Source organism: Gottfriedia luciferensis (assembly GCF_001712755.1).
GTDB lineage: Bacteria > Bacillota > Bacilli > Bacillales > Bacillaceae_G > Gottfriedia > Gottfriedia luciferensis_B.
Genome location: NZ_MDKC01000036.1, coordinates 240,248 through 260,898 on the forward strand (window position 1 = coordinate 240,248; position 20,651 = coordinate 260,898).

Annotated in this window: 14 protein-coding genes; 5 read left to right on the forward strand and 9 right to left on the reverse strand. The window is 31.5% G+C overall.

Going from position 1 to position 20,651, the window contains the following annotated elements:
* Positions 1–180: 180 nt before the first annotated feature.
* From BED47_RS21685 to BED47_RS21695, 3 genes are all read right to left on the reverse strand, one after another.
* Positions 181–1,251, reverse strand: coding sequence for a glycosyltransferase family 2 protein (locus tag BED47_RS21685; RefSeq protein WP_069035402.1), 1,071 nt, complete (start codon positions 1,249–1,251; stop codon positions 181–183).
* A gap of 100 nt (positions 1,252–1,351) precedes the next feature.
* The gene (locus tag BED47_RS21690) at positions 1,352–2,677 is read right to left on the reverse strand and encodes a glycosyltransferase (protein WP_069035403.1); all 1,326 of its coding nucleotides are present in this window, start codon (positions 2,675–2,677) and stop codon (positions 1,352–1,354) included.
* On the reverse strand, positions 2,670–3,884 hold the full coding sequence (locus tag BED47_RS21695; protein WP_069035404.1) for a glycosyltransferase family 4 protein: 1,215 nt from the start codon (positions 3,882–3,884) through the stop codon (positions 2,670–2,672). The genes BED47_RS21690 and BED47_RS21695 overlap by 8 nt, the downstream gene beginning before the upstream one ends.
* A 302-nt stretch (positions 3,885–4,186) precedes the next feature.
* On the opposite strand from BED47_RS21695, the gene BED47_RS21700 reads away from it, so the two are divergent.
* The 5 genes from BED47_RS21700 (at position 4,187) to BED47_RS21720 (ending at position 11,891) form a co-directional block, all read left to right on the forward strand.
* On the forward strand, positions 4,187–4,903 hold the full coding sequence (locus BED47_RS21700) for an IspD/TarI family cytidylyltransferase (RefSeq protein ID WP_069035405.1): 717 nt from the start codon (positions 4,187–4,189) through the stop codon (positions 4,901–4,903).
* Positions 4,900–5,925 (forward strand): ribitol-5-phosphate dehydrogenase, encoded by a 1,026-nt coding sequence (locus BED47_RS21705; RefSeq protein WP_069035406.1) that lies wholly within the window; start codon positions 4,900–4,902, stop codon positions 5,923–5,925. Before BED47_RS21700 ends, BED47_RS21705 begins: the two co-directional genes overlap by 4 nt.
* A gap of 90 nt (positions 5,926–6,015) precedes the next feature.
* Complete coding sequence (locus BED47_RS21710; protein ID WP_069035407.1) at positions 6,016–8,328, forward strand: bifunctional glycosyltransferase/CDP-glycerol:glycerophosphate glycerophosphotransferase; 2,313 nt, start codon at positions 6,016–6,018, stop codon at positions 8,326–8,328.
* A 175-nt stretch (positions 8,329–8,503) separates the two neighbouring features.
* Positions 8,504–10,816: a bifunctional glycosyltransferase/CDP-glycerol:glycerophosphate glycerophosphotransferase gene (locus BED47_RS21715; protein ID WP_069035408.1), complete on the forward strand. Its 2,313-nt coding sequence runs from the start codon at positions 8,504–8,506 to the stop codon at positions 10,814–10,816.
* 130 nt (positions 10,817–10,946) lie between these two features.
* Positions 10,947–11,891 (forward strand): GDP-mannose 4,6-dehydratase, encoded by a 945-nt coding sequence (locus BED47_RS21720; protein ID WP_069035409.1) that lies wholly within the window; start codon positions 10,947–10,949, stop codon positions 11,889–11,891.
* An 84-nt stretch (positions 11,892–11,975) separates the two neighbouring features.
* Here BED47_RS21720 and galU read toward each other — a convergent pair whose 3' ends face one another.
* The 6 genes from galU to BED47_RS21750 form a co-directional block, all read right to left on the reverse strand.
* Positions 11,976–12,854 carry a UTP--glucose-1-phosphate uridylyltransferase GalU gene (gene galU / locus BED47_RS21725; protein ID WP_069035410.1) on the reverse strand — a complete coding sequence of 293 codons (879 nt, stop codon included), beginning with the start codon at positions 12,852–12,854 and terminating at the stop codon, positions 11,976–11,978.
* A gap of 288 nt (positions 12,855–13,142) precedes the next feature.
* Complete coding sequence (locus BED47_RS21730) at positions 13,143–14,342, reverse strand: DHHW family protein (RefSeq protein WP_069035411.1); 1,200 nt, start codon at positions 14,340–14,342, stop codon at positions 13,143–13,145.
* A 17-nt stretch (positions 14,343–14,359) separates the two neighbouring features.
* A complete protein-coding gene (locus BED47_RS21735) occupies positions 14,360–15,787 on the reverse strand; it encodes an MBOAT family O-acyltransferase (RefSeq protein WP_069035412.1) in 1,428 nt (475 codons plus the stop codon).
* A gap of 329 nt (positions 15,788–16,116) precedes the next feature.
* On the reverse strand, positions 16,117–17,220 hold the full coding sequence (gene wecB, locus BED47_RS21740; protein ID WP_439097801.1) for a non-hydrolyzing UDP-N-acetylglucosamine 2-epimerase: 1,104 nt from the start codon (positions 17,218–17,220) through the stop codon (positions 16,117–16,119).
* A 312-nt stretch (positions 17,221–17,532) separates the two neighbouring features.
* Complete coding sequence (locus BED47_RS21745; RefSeq protein WP_069035414.1) at positions 17,533–18,516, reverse strand: glycosyltransferase; 984 nt, start codon at positions 18,514–18,516, stop codon at positions 17,533–17,535.
* Between the two features lie 12 nt (positions 18,517–18,528).
* Positions 18,529–20,643: a CgeB family protein gene (locus BED47_RS21750; protein ID WP_069035415.1), complete on the reverse strand. Its 2,115-nt coding sequence runs from the start codon at positions 20,641–20,643 to the stop codon at positions 18,529–18,531.
* Positions 20,644–20,651: the final 8 nt, after the last annotated feature.

The following is a 20,651-nucleotide window of genomic DNA, read 5'->3' on the forward strand; positions in this document are numbered from 1 at the left end:
ATTGGATAAAACTTAAATCACTATAACTTACCTTTTCTATTAAAGAAACGAATAAATTAGAAAAAGCACCAATCATCATTTTAAATTAGTAGAAATTATATTTCAATAAATATCTATTTATTGTTTTAATTAATCTTACAATTAATTTTCATGATTCGACTCTATTTTACATTAAATTAACTAAGATTTAACAAACTTGTATCTTAAAGAAAATAGTGAAAGAAGGTAAACTACTTTTCTTAACTTACTATTCGTCATTTTAGGGTTTGATTTTAAGGATAAATAAATTTTTAAACCTCTTTTATCATTTAATCGTAAAGTCTCAGCAACAAACTTTGGAACAACACTTAGCTCATTTTTAATCGATTCATTTCGAATTGTTTTCATAAATTCATTCCCAACAGATGCAAGATTCAACTTCTCATCATTTGGTAGTTTATTTGCCTTTAGATTAATTGAGTTAATAAAGAATTTAAGTTGTCTTCTTTCGATATGTATTAATTCTTTTGTAAAACCATTTTCTTCATAATAAGATCGTAGCTCTTTTTGTAGCACAACTAATTGTTTAAAAAATTGTATTGTTCCAGATTTGATTAAACTATTTTCTGGATCTTCAATTCGATAACCAATTACATCTACATCGCATACGACTGTGCAGTTTGATTTCAACAATGATTTCTCCGTAAAAAATAAATCTTCGCCGACTCGAAGTTCATCATGAAATCGAATATCCTCGCGTTCTAGTAGTTCTTTTTTAAATAATTTATTACTTGCAGATGGTGTAAGATGTAATTCTGGGTTCTTTAGAATCTGTCTATTTTCAGGTAAACCTTCTTTGAAAATTTCTTTCATATAATTTAAACGCCAAGTTTTTTCGCCGTTAAAACATAAAATATTACCTACTGCCGTATCAGCGTTATATTTTTTTGCTAAAGAATATAATTGGCCATATGCATCGGGGTAAGCAATGTCATCTCCATCTAAAAATGCAATATATTCGCCACTTGCATGAGATAAACCTGTATTTCTTGCAGCACTTGGTCCCTTATTTTCTTGCTTTATAAACTTTGCATTTTGATATTTTTTTGTGAATTCTTCAGCTAAAACACTACTTTTATCAGTCGATCCATCATCGACAACAATCAGTTCAATATTTTCTAATGACTGATCCATGACAGATTGTAAACTTTCCTCAATAAATTTCTCTTTGTTATAGTTAATGACTACAACACTTAACTTATAATTGGTCATTTTAGCTACCTCTCTATGCATAGAAAGGTAAAAAGAAATATGGCATAATCCCTAGTTCTTTTTACCTTCTCTACTAAAATATTCACATAATCAAACTCTTTTAGCTTACCATTGTTGCTTTTTCACCGTATAAAACTTTTTCGTAAATTCCGATGAAAACTTTCTTCTCATTATTCCAATTGTATTTATGTCTTGCTTTTAAACAATTTTTGCTCATTTCGTCACGAACTTCAGGGTTGTCTAATAAATAGTTCACACCTTCAGCGATTGAATTGATATCGTGGGAGTCTACACATACACCAGTATATTCACCTTCAACTACCTTCTGAATTTCTGGGAAGCTACAAGCAACAACTGGTACACCGCTCATCATGTACTCAAATAATTTATTCGAAGACGCTGAATAATGATTGAAATTGATATTATTTAATACTTGAAATCCTAAATAAGCATTTCTTGTATAATTTAGTAATTCATCTACTGGCACTTTATCAATAAATTTCACTCGATTTTGTAGTTGTAACTCTTCTACTAAATTTAAGAGAGTAGGCTTTATCTTTCCATCACCAATAAAAACAATGATCCCTCTTTTATATAAAGGTGCAGCTTTTACAATTAATTCTAATCCACGCCCTTTTTGTATACCACCTTGATAAAGAAGTATTGGTTCATCTTCACTAATTCCTAGTTTTTCATGAAGATTAATCGCTTTACTTTCTTCCGGCTTAGACACAAATGGGTAATTATGAATTACCTCAGGATAGTCAATATCATATAAATCTTGAGTATATTTTGCCCTAGTATTATTTTCGTGAATCATCACATCAATATATTTAATTAAAAACTTCTCAATCTTTCCGAAAATCGGATTCTCATAACCAGATCTACTAGATTGAACTTCATGTGAATCATAAACTAATTTACTTTTTTTGAATACTTTTGCACAAATGATACCTTGAGGTAAAGTATTTAAATCATTCGCATGATAAATATCGTAATCCCTTTTAAGCCCATGATAGATCATTTGTAAAATATTATAGCCTCTAGTTAATAGTACTTTCATATAACGATTACCAAAAAGAACGATCACAGCAGCAATAATAATCGTTGCAACTGCATTTAAAAATAACCCAAGTAAAATCAATAAAATAGCAACTAGTTTCATTAATAAACTACTTTTTACTAAATTAAAGATCTTTGCACAATAATGAACAAGATGATAGATTCCAAATGGTAAACGATTGTTTACTCGGATTACATTAAATCCTTCTTCCATACGTTCTCTTTTTGGTAATTCTTTTGAATCATCATGTAAAGCAATTAAATCAACATCATATCCGACTTCTGCTAAAGCAGAGCATTCACGCAGTACGCGTGCATCATTCGTAAAATGATTAAATACAAACGCACAAACCTTTTTATTCATGGATATCCTCCATCACTTTTAATAACACATTAATATTCGTTTTCCAACGTAGATTTTTGTATGCATATTGATAGCCATTTTCTCCATAATTTTTTCGGAGATTTGGATCATTTGCAAGTTTATATATATTTTCAACCAATTCTTCAGGCGTATCTTCTTTTAAGATCATTCCACAGTTTGCTTCATGAATAATTTCACTTGCATACCCTGCTACATCTCCAATGATTGGTTTCTTAACACACATATAATCAATTATTTTTCCTGGTAAGACGGTTTTAAACACCTCTTGGTTTACTAAGCTTACATAAGCAATATCAGCACTTGCTACAAGTTTTAAAGTTTCGTTTCGGGATTTTGCAGTATGTAATGTTACATTCGATAATCCATTCGATTCAATATAATTTTTAACTTCATTTGTATTTTTTCCATAACCAATAATTGAAAAATTAATTGAAGTATTTTCCTTTAATAATGCAGCTGTTTTCATAAACTTATGCAAATCCTGTGCTAAGCCTAAATTCCCAGTATAAATAACGGTAATATTTTCTTTTTCTAATTGGGCCTCTTTATATGCTAATTCACTTTCAGTTAATGAATTAGGTAGAAATGTAATTTTATCCTTATTTACATTTTTATTTGTCATATATTCAATAAAACTTCGGCTATTAACGATTATTTTCGTTGCTTTTTTATATAATATTTCTTCTACTTTATATGCAGTTTTTAAGATTAATGGATTAGAGAAAACTTGTACGCCGGTTAGAGACTCTGGCCATAAATCTCTTATATCTAATATTAGTGGAGCTTTTAACTTCCATTTAGCAATTAAACCTGCCACACCTACAAATATTGGCGGAGATGTCACAAAAATATAATCAAATTCAGCCTTTTGTTTAAAAATAGTACCGATAAATCGAACCATAACTTCCAGATATAAATATAATCTCTTTAAAATACTTCCAGAGTGTTTTTTTATAGAAGGATCAATTCGAATGATATCCTTTTCGTCGATTAGTGGTTCATTCCAAAATTGTTTATCTTCATATAGTTCACGACTTGGATATCTAGGCTCTAATGTTAGTACCTTTACATCAAACCCCTTTTCCTTCAACTCTATATAAATATTTTTCATACGGTTTGCTGCACTACCTATTTCTGGATAAAAGTGTTGCGAAATAAGTAAAATCTTCTTTTTATGTAAACCCAAGAATGTCTTACCTCCTGAATAGAATTAATCATCAATTCTAACTTGACAAAATATACGATATTTTACCATAAACCTTCCTTTTTTACCATTTTTCTAATAGTCAATCATTTAATTTGAAGCTACTTGTACTATAGCATCGAATAATATAGTATAATGTCGACTAATTATTTTTTATTTGATATTATTATACTTATGTAAATTCAACAATTGACGAAATGTAATTTTTTTGTATACTTTGGGTATTTTATTAAAATATCCTTACTTGACATATTAATTCCAAAATAAAAAAGCAGGTGAAATGAATGATTTATGCAGAAATATTAGCGGGTGGAAAAGGTACTCGCATGGGAAATGTTAGTATGCCAAAACAATTTCTTGCACTGAATAACCGTCCAATTATTATCCATACAATAGAAAAATTCATCTTAAATGACGACTTTAAAAAGATTTTAGTTGTAACGCCAAAAGAATGGATTCAACATACAAAAGATATTATCAAAAAATATATCGGTACGAATGACCGTATAGCTGTTGTTGAGGGTGGTAGCGACCGTAATGAATCAATTATGAGTGGTATTCGCTATTTACAACAAAACTTTGAAATCACTGATGAAGATATTATCGTAACGCATGACGCTGTTAGACCGTTCTTAACTCATCGAATTATAGAAGAAAATATTGATGCTGCTCTAACATATGGAGCTGTTGATACTGTTATTGAGGCTGTTGATACAATCATTCAATCTTCTAATCACGATACGATTACAGATATCCCAGTAAGAAATACAATGTATCAAGGACAAACTCCTCAGAGTTTTAATATTAATCTACTTACAAAACACTATTCTGAATTAGATTCAGAACAAAAAGCAATCTTAACTGACGCTTGTAAAATTTGTCTTCTTAAAGGTGTAGACGTAAAGCTAGTTAAAGGTGAAGTTTTTAATATGAAGATTACGACTCCGTATGACTTAAAAGTAGCAAATGCACTTTTAAAGGATCAGGTGACGGCAAAATGATTAATCAAATCTATCGTTTAGTTTCAACAAAACAAATTGAGATCACTTATAAAGAACAATCTCTAGAAGGTGACTATATCGTTGTACGTCCAACACATTTATCAATCTGTGCTGCTGATCAACGATACTATACTGGTACTCGTGGCAAAGAAGCCATGGCAAAAAAATTACCAATGGCACTGATCCATGAAGGTGTCGGAAAAGTTGTTTATGATCCAAAAGGTGATTTTAAAACAGGCTCTCATGTCGTGATGATTCCAAATACACCTACTCAGGTTGATGATGTCATTGCTGAAAATTATTTAAAAACGAGTAAGTTTCGTTCAAGTGGCTATGATGGTTTCATGCAAGACTATGTATTCCTTGAAAGAGACCGTGTAGTAGGATTATCTGAAGACATTAACTTGCAAGTTGCAGCGTTTTCTGAATTAATCAGTGTAAGTATGCATGCAGTTGTCCGATTTGAAGAACGTGCACATCAACGTCGTGATGTTTTAGGCGTTTGGGGTGATGGAAACTTAGGATTTATAACTGCTCTGATCCTAAAAAAGCGTTATCCAGAAAGTAAAGTATATGTATTTGGTAAAAACCATTCAAAATTAAGCTACTTCTCATTTGCAGATGAAACGTATCAAATTGATGAAGTTCCTGAAGATGTAACAGTCGACCATGCTTTTGAATGTGTAGGTGGTATTGGTAGTCAATACGCTGTAGAACAAATTATTAACCACATTCAACCAGAAGGCTCGATTCCATTACTTGGCGTATCTGAATATCCTGTTGAAATCAATACCCGAATGATCCTTGAAAGAGGAATTACTTTAATAGGTAGCAGTCGAAGCGGACGCTCTGACTTCGTTGAAACTGTTAACTTCCTTCATGAGAATCCTGAAGTAGTCGAATACTTAGAGACTCTAATTGGAGATGTAAATGAAATTCGTAGTATCGATGATATTCATAATGCATTCGAACGTGATTTAACAACTAACTGGGGAAAATCAGTTATGGAATGGAAAATATAATATAAAATTAGAGGGGATACTGCTCTCCTCTTTTTTATGTTAATCATATAACTCATACACTATTTTAATAATGAGGAGAAATTACCTAAAATGAATTTTGAAGTAGTAAGACCATCTAAAATAGATCAACCTAAGGTTAGTATCATTATTCCTGTATATAATGTAGAAAATTATATTAAAGAGACAATTGAATCACTTGCCAAACAAACATTAAGTCCGATTGAAATTATATTAGTTGATGATGGTTCAACTGATCAGACGCCAAACATCATTAATGACCTTTTAAACTTATATCCAAATATACTATATGCAATTCAGAAAAACGCTGGTCCTGGTGTTGCAAGAAATAATGGATTGACTTTGGCTAAAGGTGAATACATTAGTTTTGTTGATTCAGATGATTTATTACCTGAGGATGCATTAGAAACTATGTATCTAGCAGCAAAAACTGAGGATGCTGAAGTAGTTACAGGTGCTTCTCTAAGCTTTAATAGTACTCGTTCTTGGTATATTGCTAGTCATGTCAACAATGGTGTATATACTCCTGGTACGAAATCACTTGTTGCAAATAAAGGACTATTATATTCATTAGGTCCTTGTAACAAAATGTTTAAAGCTACTCTAATTAAAGATATGTCATTCCCAACTGATATTAGAGTAACAGAAGACCATCCATTTATTATTGAAGCTTATTTAAAAGCAAATAAAATTTTTACAGTTGATAAAGTAATCTATCATTACCGTAATCGTGAAGAAGAGTCAAATCTTTCTCTTTCACAAGTAGTACGTGTTGATTCAGTTAAGGTTTTACGTGATATCTTAAAAAGTTTGAGCTATTCTAATCAATTATGGAATAATTTAATACCGAACGAGCTAGAGCGATTAGATGTAATGGGTGTTTATTACCATCGTATCGTTACAGCTGATTTATGGCCTGCTATTATGAGCGCGGTTCGTTCAAAAGATGCTTCAATCCAAGAAGAAGCATTTCAATTAATTTATGATTGGCTAAAGACAATTGACTTTAAGTTATATAATAAAGTACCTGCTTTAACTAGAATCACTTCATACGAATTAGTTCCTCATTATAGCTTATTATCGCAAAAGGCAAAGGAACTGCATTTAAACTGGTTAAAAGAATGGGTAAAACTTAGTAACCCAGGTACTATGCATACATTGAAAAACTCTAATAGAAAATTTGATACACAGTTGTGTTTAAAAGCATTACAAAAAAATTCGATCAAGCCAATTCAGAGTCATATTAGTAAACGAGATCGCAGAAAACGTATTAATAAAGTTAAGAGCCGTCTTAAGAGTGCATTTGCACGTCGAGTAGTTTTTAAGTTTGCTAGTTTACTACCTGCAGATAATACAATCGTTTTTGCATCAAATAAATCGAAAGGTCTTGATGATTCATATCCTTTCATTTACGAGCAAATTAGAACGAAGCGCCCACAATATAAAGTAGTTGATGACTTCTTTAAGAAACGTGAGTTCGCTGATTTATGTAAAACATACTACCAATTTGGCCGTGCTAAATATATTATTCTAAACGACTATCACCGCCAAATTTATAAAATGAATTTTAGAAAAGAAACAGAAGTTATTCAAATGTGGCATGCTTGTGGTGCATTTAAAAAGTTTGGACATAGTGCAGTAGGTTTTGCAGATAGTAATCCAAAACAGTTTGAAACAAATGCTCACAAACCTTATACAAAAGTTGTTGTTTCAACGAATGAAGTTGTACCTCATTACGCTGAAGCATTTGATATTGATCAAAAAAATGTTTTACCTTTAGGACTACCTAGAACTGACCTTTTCTTTGACGACGAAACAAAGGAATATGTTCGTAGAAAATTCCTAAATAGATTTTCAAAATTAAAAGATAAAAAAATTATTACTTATGCTCCTACATTCCGAGGAAACCCAAGAGATCGAAAAACGTTTCATTTAGAACTTGATTTAGCTGCAATGCAAGAAAAATTAGGGGAAGATTACGTACTTGTACTAAAATTGCATCCAGCAGTTACGAATAATGTAAAAATCCCTGAATCTGCTCGTGATTTTGTATTGAATTTAGGTAATGAAAATATTAATGAAGTATTATTAATGACAGATATTTTAATAAGCGACTATTCTTCTTTATTATTTGAGTATACATTACTTGAAAGACCTGTTATTTTCTTTGCATATGATTATGAGAACTACATGAAAGAAAGAAGTTTCTTCTATGATTATCATGATTTTGTACCAGGTCCAATTACTTCAACTACAAATGAGATTATCGATTTAATTCAAAAAGATCAGTTTGATTTAAATAAAGTGAAAGAATTCAACCAACGTTTCAATGAAATAGCTGACGGACGAGCTTCAGAAAGATTCGTAGAAACGCTAATTAAATAATTTGTTAAAGGCAAGTAAACATTTAAATCCGTGGATTTATCTGTTTACTTGCCTTTACTTTTGCTTAACCTATTCATAAATCCTTTAAGAAGGAATAATTTCCAATATTTTTGACAAAATTACTTTTAACTAATAAATAAACTTTTATTTAATCGTTTGAAATGAGGAAAAATTGATGAGTTTTGAATTAATAATCAACCCTGATTTAAAGGACGTTAAAGTTAGTTTAATCATCCCTGTATACAATGTAGAGGAATATATTGAAGTAACCTGTTCATCCTTAGTGAATCAATCACTTAAAAATATAGAAATTATATTTATAGACGATGGTTCTAGTGATCAAAGTGTTGAATTAATAAAACAATATGCAAAAGATTACCCTAATATTGTATTAGGTATTCAAGATAATAGCGGACCTGGTGTAGCTAGAAATAATGGAAAGAAGATTGCTAGAGGTGAGTATATCGGCTTTGTCGATTCTGATGATTTATTACCTCACGATGCGATCGAAGCAATGTACCAAGCAGCTCTTGATGAAAATGCAGATGTTGTTACAGGGCAATCGTTAAGCTTTAATAGTACTCATAAATGGTTTATTGGTAGTCATGTTAGTAATGGAGTAAATATACCTGGAGAAAAGTCATTAATCTCAACCCCAGGACTACTCTATTCTCTTGGACCATGTAATAAACTTTTTAAAGCTACCCATGTCAAAAATATCAATTTTCCTAAAAATATTAAAGTAACTGAGGACCACCCTTTTATTATAGAAGCATACTTAAAGGCCAATCGAATTTTCACCGTTGATAAAGTTATTTATTACTATCGTTCTAGAGAAGCTGAAGACAATATTTCTTTATCTCAAATTGTCAGAGTTAATTCTGTTAAGGTCTTAAATGATATCCTAAAGAGTCTTTCAATTTCCGATCCTCTTTGGGATCAATACATTATAAACAAATTTGAACGCAATCAATTAAAAGCGCATTACTACCAAAGAATTGTAATGGCAGACATATGGCCAGCAGTTAACAGTGCGATTCGAAGTATGGAGACAGAGACACAAGTCGAGAGTTTAAAGCTTTTTTTGGAATTTGTAAATAAAATTGATATTCATCTTTATAACAAAATCCCAGCGATACCTCGGATTCTTTCCTACGAAATCGTTAATCGATATCATTTTATGAGTCCAGAAGCAAAACGAATTCATTTAGACTTACTAAAAGTTTGGGAAGAAAGATTAAATCCAGAAATGGCTCATCAATTAATAACTTCTAAATTTAAACTAGAGGTTAATTCTTGTTTGGAGGCCGTCAGAAAAAATAGTTTATCTCCTATTAATAGCCTTGTTAGAATGAAAGCAAATAAAAAAAGGAAAAACAAATTCTCAAGTCGGTTAAAAAGTGCCTTCGCTAGACGGGTTGTTCTAAATTTTGCAAAAATGCTCCCAATGAAAGATGAGATTATATTTGCTTCAAATAAATCAACTGGACTTCAAGACTCTTATTATTTTATATACGAAGGACTGATTAAAACTAAACCAGAGTACAAAATTATTGGCCATTTTATTCGAAAGCGTAATTTCTCTGAACTATGTAAAATGTATTATGATTTTGGACGTGCTAAATATGTAATACTGAATGATTATCACAGACCTCTTTATAATGTAAATTTACGAAAAGATACGAAAGTCATTCAAGTATGGCATGCATGTGGAGCCTTCAAAAAATTTGGACTTAGCGCAGTAGGCTATAAAGATAGTAATAGTAAGGAATTTGAAATAAAAGCACATACTTCCTATTCCAATGTGATCGTTTCTTGCGATGAAATTATTCCCTTTTATGCAGAGGCATTTAACGTTCCTGAATCGAGGGTTTTAGCTTTAGGCTTACCAAGAACTGACTTTTTTTATAATGAAGAGATGTTAGAGTCAGTAAAAAATAGATATTTTAATAAGTATCCAATGTTGAAAGGTAAAAAAATTATTACTTATGCTCCTACATTTAGAGGTAGCCCTAAAGAGCGAAAGAATTTTAATTTACAATTAGATCTAATCCAAATGGCCAATAAACTCCAAGATGAGTATGTACTAGTCCTTAAACTACATCCAGCCGTAAAAAAAGGGATTGTCATTCCACAAGAAGCAAGAGATTTTGTCATTGACCTAGGCAATCATGATATGAACGAAGTACTTTATCTTACAGATATACTAATCAGTGATTACTCATCCCTTGTATTTGAGTATGCAATTTTGGAACGACCAATGATCTTTTATGCATATGACCTTGAAGAATACTTAGATGAAAGAAGCTTTTTCTATGATTACGATGAGTTTGTTCCAGGACCGATTGTCAGAACAACGGATGAAATCATTAACATTATAAAAGAAGATAACTATGATCTTCAAAAAGTAACTGAATTTAATCATCGATTTAACAAATATCAAGACGGTCAATCAGCTAAACGATTAATTCAAACTTTAATTAAATAATGAAAGCTCTTCAAGTACTAGTTATTTTACATGGTCTAGTTTGTATTACTATGGTAAAATTAATATCATAATTTTAGTTAATATATAAGGAAATCTATGATTGCTAGTCCATTATTTAAGGAGAAGTTTTATGAAAAAGATCTTAATTACAGGCGGTGCTGGTTTTATTGGTTCGAATCTTGTAAAAATGTATATAGACAAAGGTTACCAAGTTGTAGTTGTAGATGATCTTTCAAGTGGAAACATAGCTACTCTTCCACCAAATGTTACTTTTTACGAAGAAAGTATTTGTAATTCTAAATTTATTGATATTGTACTAAAAGAAAAACCAGATATAATCAATCATCACGCTGCACAAATCGATGTTCAATTTTCAATCCAACATCCTTTAGAAGACGCAAAAATTAATATTTTAGGTACACTCAATTTATTAGAGGCTGTACGCAAACTAAAAGAAGAAAAAGAAGTAGCACTTGTCTATGCTTCTTCAGCAGCTGTTTATGGTAATCCGGTTTATTTAGGAGTGGATGAGAACCATCAAAAACACCCTATTTCTTATTATGGCATTTCAAAATTAACACCTGAATATTACATAAATGTATACCATCAATTATATGAAATCCCTTTTACTATTCTTAGATATGCCAATGTTTATGGTATTGGCCAAGATCCAAAAGGTGAAGGTGGAGTTATTAGTATTCTGATGGATAAAATCATATCAAATTCTACTTTTACGGTTTTCGGAGACGGCGAGCAAACTAGAGATTATATCTACGTAGAAGATATTGCTTCAGCAAACTTTAATGCAGGAGAACAACCAGCAAATGATGTATGTAATGTTGGTACAAACATAAAAACATCTTTAAATACATTATTAGAGGTTACTGAACAAATTCTTAACCGAAAAATTGAAGTTCAATACCAAGATGAACGTAGTGGCGATATTCGTGATAGCTATTTAACAAATGAAAAAATACACTCATTATTAAATTGGCAGCCAGCCTACACTTTGTATGAAGGTCTTGAAAAAACATTGAACTATTACATTCAACAAGCTAACAAGGATGTTGAATGATTAAGGAATTAAAACCATATCGAAAAAAACGACTAAACTTTGTTTTACTGTAACAAAAGGTTTAGTCGTTTTTATTTGTAATGATTAAAGCTGAACTTCTACTGAAAGAATCTTTTTTAAATAGTTAATCAAATCTTCTCTTATTTCTTCTTTCTTTAATGCAAATTCAATGTTTGTTTTTATAAACCCTAGTTTTTCACCTACATCATATCTTGTTCCTTCAAAATCATAAGCGAATACACGTTGAATTCGATTTAATTTTTGAATTGCATCAGTTAATTGAATTTCTCCGCCAGCACCAATATTTTGTTCTTCTAAGAACATAAAAATTTCTGGTGTCAGTACATATCTACCCAAAATGGCTAAATTCGAATCAATTGTTCCAGGAGCTGGTTTTTCAACAAAATTCTTTACTTCGTATCTCCTACCATTTTGTAATAATGGGTCAACTATACCGTATCGATGAGTCTCTTCACTAGCTACAGATTGAACACCAATGACCGATGAATAGGTTGTATTGTATTGATCAATTAATTGTTTTAAAGCTGGAATTTCTCCATCAACGATATCATCACCAAGTAAAACCGCAAATGGTTCATCTCCAATAAAATTACGTGCACACCAAACTGCGTGACCTAATCCTCTTGGTTCTTTTTGACGTATATAATGAATCTCAATATTTGAAGGAATTTTTACTTCTTCTAAAAGAGAGTACTTTTCTTTCTCATATAAAGTTTGTTCTAACTCAAATGCTCGATCAAAATGGTCTTCAATCGCGCGCTTTCCTTTACCAGTTACAATGATAATATCTTCTATACCCGATTCAATTGCTTCTTCAACGATGTATTGAATAGTTGGCTTATCTACGATCGGTAACATTTCTTTCGGCATTGCTTTTGTTGCAGGTAAAAATCGTGTACCAAGGCCCGCAGCTGGAATAATCGCTTTTCTTACTTTCTTCATATTAATCACTCCTAGAGTTTAATCATTAGACCCCTTTATTGAATGGCTAAACCATTATATTAGAAATGAAAGACTATAAATCTATTTTACTTTAAAAACGAATAAATGCCTATTAATCTTGTGATTAATGAATAAAGTACAGTATAGAATATGTTTGCAAATTTTTTACTTCTATTTTTCTATTTAATTGTTTTTGAGTTTTCTTCCCAATTAGAAAAAAGGGATGCATAAAGAATTTTCTCTTATGACATCCCTTTTCAATTGTCCCACCCGGAAGATACATTGTATTTATTGATTTTCTCCTTGACCAGGATTATCAAAATTTGTTAATGTCGGTGTTACATAAATAGAATTAACATTATTCATAATGACTACATCATCTATTTTATACTTTTTAATATAATCAATGATAGGCATTTTATTATAATATCTCAAGTCAAGAACCCTTGTTTCTTTATAATGGTTAACAAAAAATTGTATACTTGCATTTGCATAAGAATCTTTAATAATCAATAATTTTCGATTCTTTACTTTATCGTTATAAATCGCTGTTTCAGGATGATCCCCACCCATGTAAGTAACATATCGATTTGTATAGAGACTAACATTTTTCAATGGTTCTTCTGCATATAAACCTCTATTACATATAGCATTGTAACAGACATTTAAATCCTGTTTTTCCTTACTTTTTACGACAGTTATTGTATCTGTTTTCGTTACATTTGCTCTCGTCGTTTTACGAGCATCCGAACCGTAAAAAGGTAAGCCTTCTTCTTTCCAAATGAAATCATCCGCGTTCATTGCTTTTCCAACTTCATTTGAATTCATATAAATTGTATTAATGATTGTTTGATATGAATAAAATGCAGCCTTTGCCTTCCAATGATGATCAGTAAAAGGATATAAATTGGGTTCATTTTTATGTTTATTCATTGTAATTCTGAGATCTAAAGGGTGTGCAATCGGATCAATATAACTAAAAAGATAATCTGACGCCTCATTCCCATAACTAGGAAAGTATGAAGGGAATTGGTCTTCAAATGTCACTGATTTATTTGGTGCTAGACTAAAATAAGTGTTCACTCCAAGTTTTGATGCTTGTAGTGCAAATTTATTAATTCTATTTGCAATGACTTTTGCACTTTCTTTTGTTTGTTTAGGCACAGTAGATAATAATAAACCATTATTGGCAACATATACATCTTGTACAACATTCTGACCTAATAAATCTTTATTGATTGTTGCATTCGCTTCAATTAATTTCAATCTACCAGGAAATTGATCATTAAAATAAAGCTCAAATTCTTTTGAATATTCTCCTGAAGCTAACTTTTTTAAACTCATTTTTGGCATTTGTGCAAGTTCTCTATTTTCAATCGTAGAATACTTCAAATCACCTTTAACCCAAACATAAATAGCCCCAGCAAAAATGATAAATAGGAAACTTATAACTAAGAAATTATTAACCTGAAATCGATTACTTTGCATTTTAAACCTCCAACTTACTAGAAACGGAAATAGATAAATGGATTGAATGTGTTAGAAACAACACAAATAATTGAAATACCAAGAACTAATAAATAATAACCTGTTAACCCAATATTACGACCGAAAATTCTTACAGCAAAACTGGATTCTGACTGAATCATGATTTTATCTGCGAAGATTTTCAATAAAGGAGTTGCCCCAATTATAGCTAGTCCTATTAGAACACCATATTCAACAAAATAATATGCTGCATTTGAATCCCAAACAACTGTATGATTTAAACCGAACATTGTTTTAATATAATCAAACGCATAACTAAATGTTTCTGAACGAAAAAATACCCATCCAATTACGACTAGGAATGTAGCGTAAATATGCTGAATTGCATTAGGCAACTTTCGTAAAATATCACCGAGGAAAGCTTTTTCTAGCATGATTAGTATACCGTAATAAATACCCCATGCGATAAATGTCCAACTTGCTCCATGCCAAAAACCTGTAGCAAACCACACAATAAAAAGATTAATATACGTTCGTAAAGGAGAAATACGATTTCCACCTAACGGGATATATAGATAGTCCCTGAACCATGTTCCTAATGAAATGTGCCATCTTCTCCAAAACTCAGTTACTGATTTTGAAATATACGGGTAGTTGAAATTTTCTAGAAAATCAAATCCGAACATTTTTCCTAAACCAATCGCCATATCTGAATAACCGGAAAAATCAAAGTAAATTTGTAAAGAATAAGCAATAATGCCAATCCAAGCTAAACCAATGGACATGTCATGTGGATTTTGTGCAAAAATTTGATCTGCGACCCAACCGCAATTATTAGCCAAAAACATTTTCTTACCTAATCCAATAATAAATCGCTTCGTTCCATAAGCAAATTTCTCTAAAGTTTCTTTTCGATCTGTAATTTGATGTGAAACAGTTTGATAACGAACAATCGGACCTGCAATTAATTGTGGAAATAATGTTTTATAGGTAGCCATATTCAATGGATTTCTTTGTAGAGCACCATCTTTTCTATAAACATCGACTACATAACTAATTCCTTGGAAAGTAAAAAAAGAAATTCCCAACGGTAAAGGTATTAGAGGAATCGTAATATTTGTGTTAAACAATAAATTTATATTATCAACAAAGAAGTTGGAGTATTTGAAGAAACATAATAATCCCAAATTGGCCACAAGCATCGCTGCCATAATCCACTTTATTTTCGTTTTCTTATTTCGATTTGCATCAACAATTAACGCAAATACATAATTGATAATAATTGAAAGGAACATAACCAATACAAACCTTGGCTCTCCCCATGCATAAAAAACTAAACTAGATACTAACAACCATGCGTTTCGAAAAATACGTGGTAGTACAAAATATACTAGTAAAACGATAGGTAGAAATACAAACAAAAATACAGTTGAACTGAAAAGCATAATCTAGTCCTTTCTATTGTTGAATTTATCACTAACAAACATAAATTTTATCAACAGACACAATTATCATATAGTTAACTTTAGAGATTTAATTTAAATTTATTCAAAATGTAACAAAATAAATAACTTTTTAAATATAGTAATACTCATTCAAACTAAAAACCTAATACACAGAAAAAATCCCTTTTAATCGTATCTATCTTTATTTAGGAAAAGTACTTAATTAAAAGGGGTTATTTTTAATCACGATCTTTTTCCACTTAAAATAGTTAAAAATAAAAAAGACTATCTTTGAAAATTTTTCAAAGATAGTCTTTCCTTACATATGATTACTTTGTTTTATTTTTAAAATGTTGAATAATCACTTCAACAATTCTTCTAGAAGCTTCGCCATCTCCATACGGATTAGATGCCTTTGACATTTTTGCATGTGCCTCATCATCTGACAACAGTTCATCAGCTAACGAGAAAATCACTTCTTCGTCAGTTCCAGCAAGCTTTAAAGTACCAGCATCAATTCCCTCAGGGCGTTCGGTCGTACCACGTAAAACAAGAACTGGTACGCCTAATGAAGGTGCCTCTTCTTGTACACCACCAGAATCAGTTAGGATTAAATGCGATCTTGCCGCAAAGTTGTGGAAATCAATCACATCTAGTGGTTCGATTAAATGGATTCGATTGTCATTTCCTAAAACTTCATTAGCAATTTCACGAACAACAGGATTCATGTGTACAGGGTACACAACTTGAATATCGTTATGTTTTTCGACTAAGCGCTTAATCGCTTTAAACATATTTCTCATTGGTTCTCCTAAATTTTCACGACGATGAGCAGTCATTAAGACTAATCTGTCATTACCAATTTGATCAAGAACAGGATGAGCATACTCTTCTTTTACTGTTGTTTTAAGTGCATCAATCGCAGTATTACCAGTAATAAAAATTGTTTCTTCCTTTTTATTTTCAGCTAACAAATTTTGTGCTGATTTTGTCGTAGGAGAAAAATGTAAATCCGTCATGACACCAGTTAATTGACGGTTCATTTCTTCTGGGTAAGGCGAATACTTATCCCAAGTACGTAAACCAGCTTCAACATGACCAATTGCAATTTGATTATAAAAAGCTGCAAGACTAGCAATAAAAGTAGTTGTCGTATCACCATGAACTAATACAATATCCGGCTTTACTTCTTGCATAATCTTATTTAAACCTTCCAAACCTCGCGTTGTTACATCGATTAAAGTTTGGCGATCCTTCATTATATTTAAATCATAATCAGGTGTGATTTCAAAAATTTCGAGAACTTGATCCAACATTTGACGATGCTGAGCTGTAACCGTCACAATGGATTCTATTTGATCAGGATGCTTAGCTAGCTCAAGCACTAGTGGCGCCATCTTAATCGCTTCTGGTCTTGTTCCAAAAATTGTCATTACTTTAACAGTCAAAATTCTTTCCCCTTTCAAAACAAATCGGCTTATTGAAATATGTATCTATCTATTGTATCTTAACTGAGGAAATAAAGACATTTTTTACCATGAAAAATAACGTTTATTCCTCTATCTACAGGACTAATTTTAAAAGTTAATCGTCTTAATCCCTAAAATGTTCTTTAACTAATAATTATTTAATTCTATACACTTAGTTTCCCACATTTTGAATTCATTCATACTCGATGTAATAATAATAGAAGAAAAAAGCACAGTTCCTTCTACTTAAGAATTCACTGTGCTCTTTCGAAATACTTAATGAACTAATTTTACTTGTAACTCATCAATTAGACTCAAAATCTCTGAACACATTTTATCCATACAGTAATTTTCCTTCACAAATTCAACTAGTTCTTTCCTAGATCTTTTTCTACTATCCGCGATGTACTGCGCTGCTTGATCGAGTGATTCAAAAATATACTCATCAGGGAATATCGTTCGAGCTCCTTCACGATTTAATACAATTGGCACAGCACAAGAAGCCATCCCTTCAACAGGTGCTAAGTGAAAACTTTCATAATCGCTAACTGATAAGACATAACCAATCGACTCGAGCCATTCCGCTGAATCTCCCCACTCTTCAAACTGAACTTGATTACGATAGTGGGATTTCTCAATTTTTCTAAATAAACTTGTATAATAATCCTGCTCTTGTTGATTATTCCAGACCCACGGAAACTCTTTCGGATGCTTTCCTTTTATCGAAAGAGTATATCGGTTGTCTTTTTCGTATAACTTTTCAAATATCTCAAGCGCTCGATCTAATCGTTTTAACTTCGGTACATAACCAAGTAATCCAATTCGAAAATCTGCATCATATTGCTTAGGTAAATGGAATCGATCTACATCAACACCATTTTGAATGACAATCATCTTTTCTCTAGGAACTTTTGCAACTCGATGGAATTCCTCAAATATATAAGAAGAAATCGCAATAATCTTATCAATTTTCGTAAAATCAAATTTTTCCGGGAAAGGCGTATTCATTTCAAAACGATGCATTCTAACAATCAATACTTGATGATCTTTTTTATGCTCCTGATACCAAAGTACATTTCCAAGTCCCCACTCGCAAAAAAGAACATCCGCCCAATTAACGATTTCTAAACTTTTGCCAACTTGATGAATTGTATGGCCTTCCCATAAATCTATTTTTATTTCAATGTCATTTCTAGCTTCAAACCTCTTAATCGCTTCGTTAATAAATTTTAAATCATGCCCTATAACCGCCAGTTTCATAAAAACAGCTCCTTATACTAAAATACTCTCAATTTTGTCTCGGCTAATGGCTTGTTCATAGGCATCTCGATAAAAATTAAACTCATCAATTTCAAAAAATTGAACGCCAGCTTTTGAGAAATGGCCAATTGTTGATTTGTTGTCTAAAAGACTGATAAATTCACTTGGACGAATAAATCTTGTCGCCTTTTTACAAATCAATGCTTCATCAATATGGCAATCATTTACGTAGTTATAGCTATTTCCATTGCCTTTTGCAATAATCGTATCATTCGTATACTTTGTAGCTAACATCATGTCTCTTAAATAATTTTCTCCATAATAATGATCAAGATTAATTGGAGCAATATAATTCGAATCAACAAGATCATTCAAACTAAAATAATGATGGCAGTAGTCAATAAGGTAAGTTTTTATATCCCCGTGATTGTTTTGATTAAAAATGTCTAAATAGCCATCAAATAAATCGAGTAAGATTACTAGCTTTTTTTGTTTAATTCCTTGTCTATCGTAAATCGCGATTAACTTTTCATAATCAGCTTTACTTCTAACAATCCCTACTAACGTAGCACTTTCTGCATATTTCTCATATGGTAGATTGATAATATTTAATAAATCTTCCACTCGATTCGTATAAGTGTGTTCTTCTAATACTTTTCGCAATGTGAGTAAACGATTTTTCTTATAGAAGGTCTCATCTGCATAATAGTTTGAAAGTCGTTGCTTCATCAGTTTTTCATCATCTGTAGCAGTTACAATGTCTCCAAACATTCTGTGAATCCCTTCTGAATGGGAACTAATGATTGGGGTATTACTTGCCAATAACTCAAATACTCTCCGGGCAAACATTGTCGGAGATTTCGTAATACTATTTACGTTTAGTGCTACTTTATATCCTTTATATGCAATGTCGATTTCATTTTGTTTTAAGTTTCCAACAATAAATGGCTTATACTCATCTGGAAATTGATTTGGACTTGATGGATTATGATAGTTTCGGTCATAAATATCCAATCCATATTCCTTTGAAGAATTTACTAGCTTCTCCATCGCACTCGTACGCTCGGGAAACTTTTTACCGTAATATGCTCCAGCGAAAACTACTTTCTCTTTACGTGGAATATATTCAATTGGATTGTGAATTTTTGGTTGAGCTGCAAAAGGTAAACAATAAACATTTTCACAGCCTTCATCTACATAGTTCTGAACTGATTCAAAATCAGTCGTGAATACATAATCAAAGTGCTTAGCAGTATCGATAAAAGCTTGGTAATGGAACGGATCTTCTTTATTCCAAAAAACGGTGGGGATATAGTGTTCTTTACACCAATATACTAATTTTAATAGTTTCGTATGATTTCTGTGATTTTTCGTACCGATCTTATCCTTCCAAGCTCCTTCGTTTCCAAGCCATGCAGACTCACAAAAGAAGAAATCGATTCGATGCTTTTTGAACTCATCTAACCAATTCTCAGGAGTGACTTTTACAAGTTGAAATTCATAATCGAAGCATCGTGTTGTAAATTCGTCCGCAATAAACCCAACTCGAAAGTCCTTAATTTCTTTCTTCTGTTTAATTAGGTGAATATTTTCTCTTTCATTCTTTTTATATGAACCCATTAATTTAGCATGGAATAGATGAAGCGTGGCAGCACCTGTCATGTAAATCGAAAAAGAAACCGATTGAATCCCTTTTTGACTAAATTCAGATAGATCAATTACCTCGTCTATCTGAAAACTTAATGTACTTGAGTTGTTCTCGTAATCTACTAGTCGTAACTCACAAACAACCTCACTTTTACCACTGACAAAGCCTGTGATCGCAAATCTAGTAAATAATTTACTTCTACCTTCACTAAAAAGTAAATTCCTTAATTTTGTTTCATCTATATAATCAATGACAGCAGTCTGCCTTACTAGTTTATTATTAAATAGAACTTCCTTTTCCTTTTGAAATTTTTGAACGCCCTTACTAACTATAAAATCATCCGCTGAAAAAGAAAGTAACTCATGGTTTCTAAAATAGAAGGGTTCATCCACATTCATTAATTTTTGCAGCATCATTTTTGTATCATACTTTTCATTACGTAATCGAGTAATTTGTTTTTCTATTGATTCTTTTAGCATGAATGTCC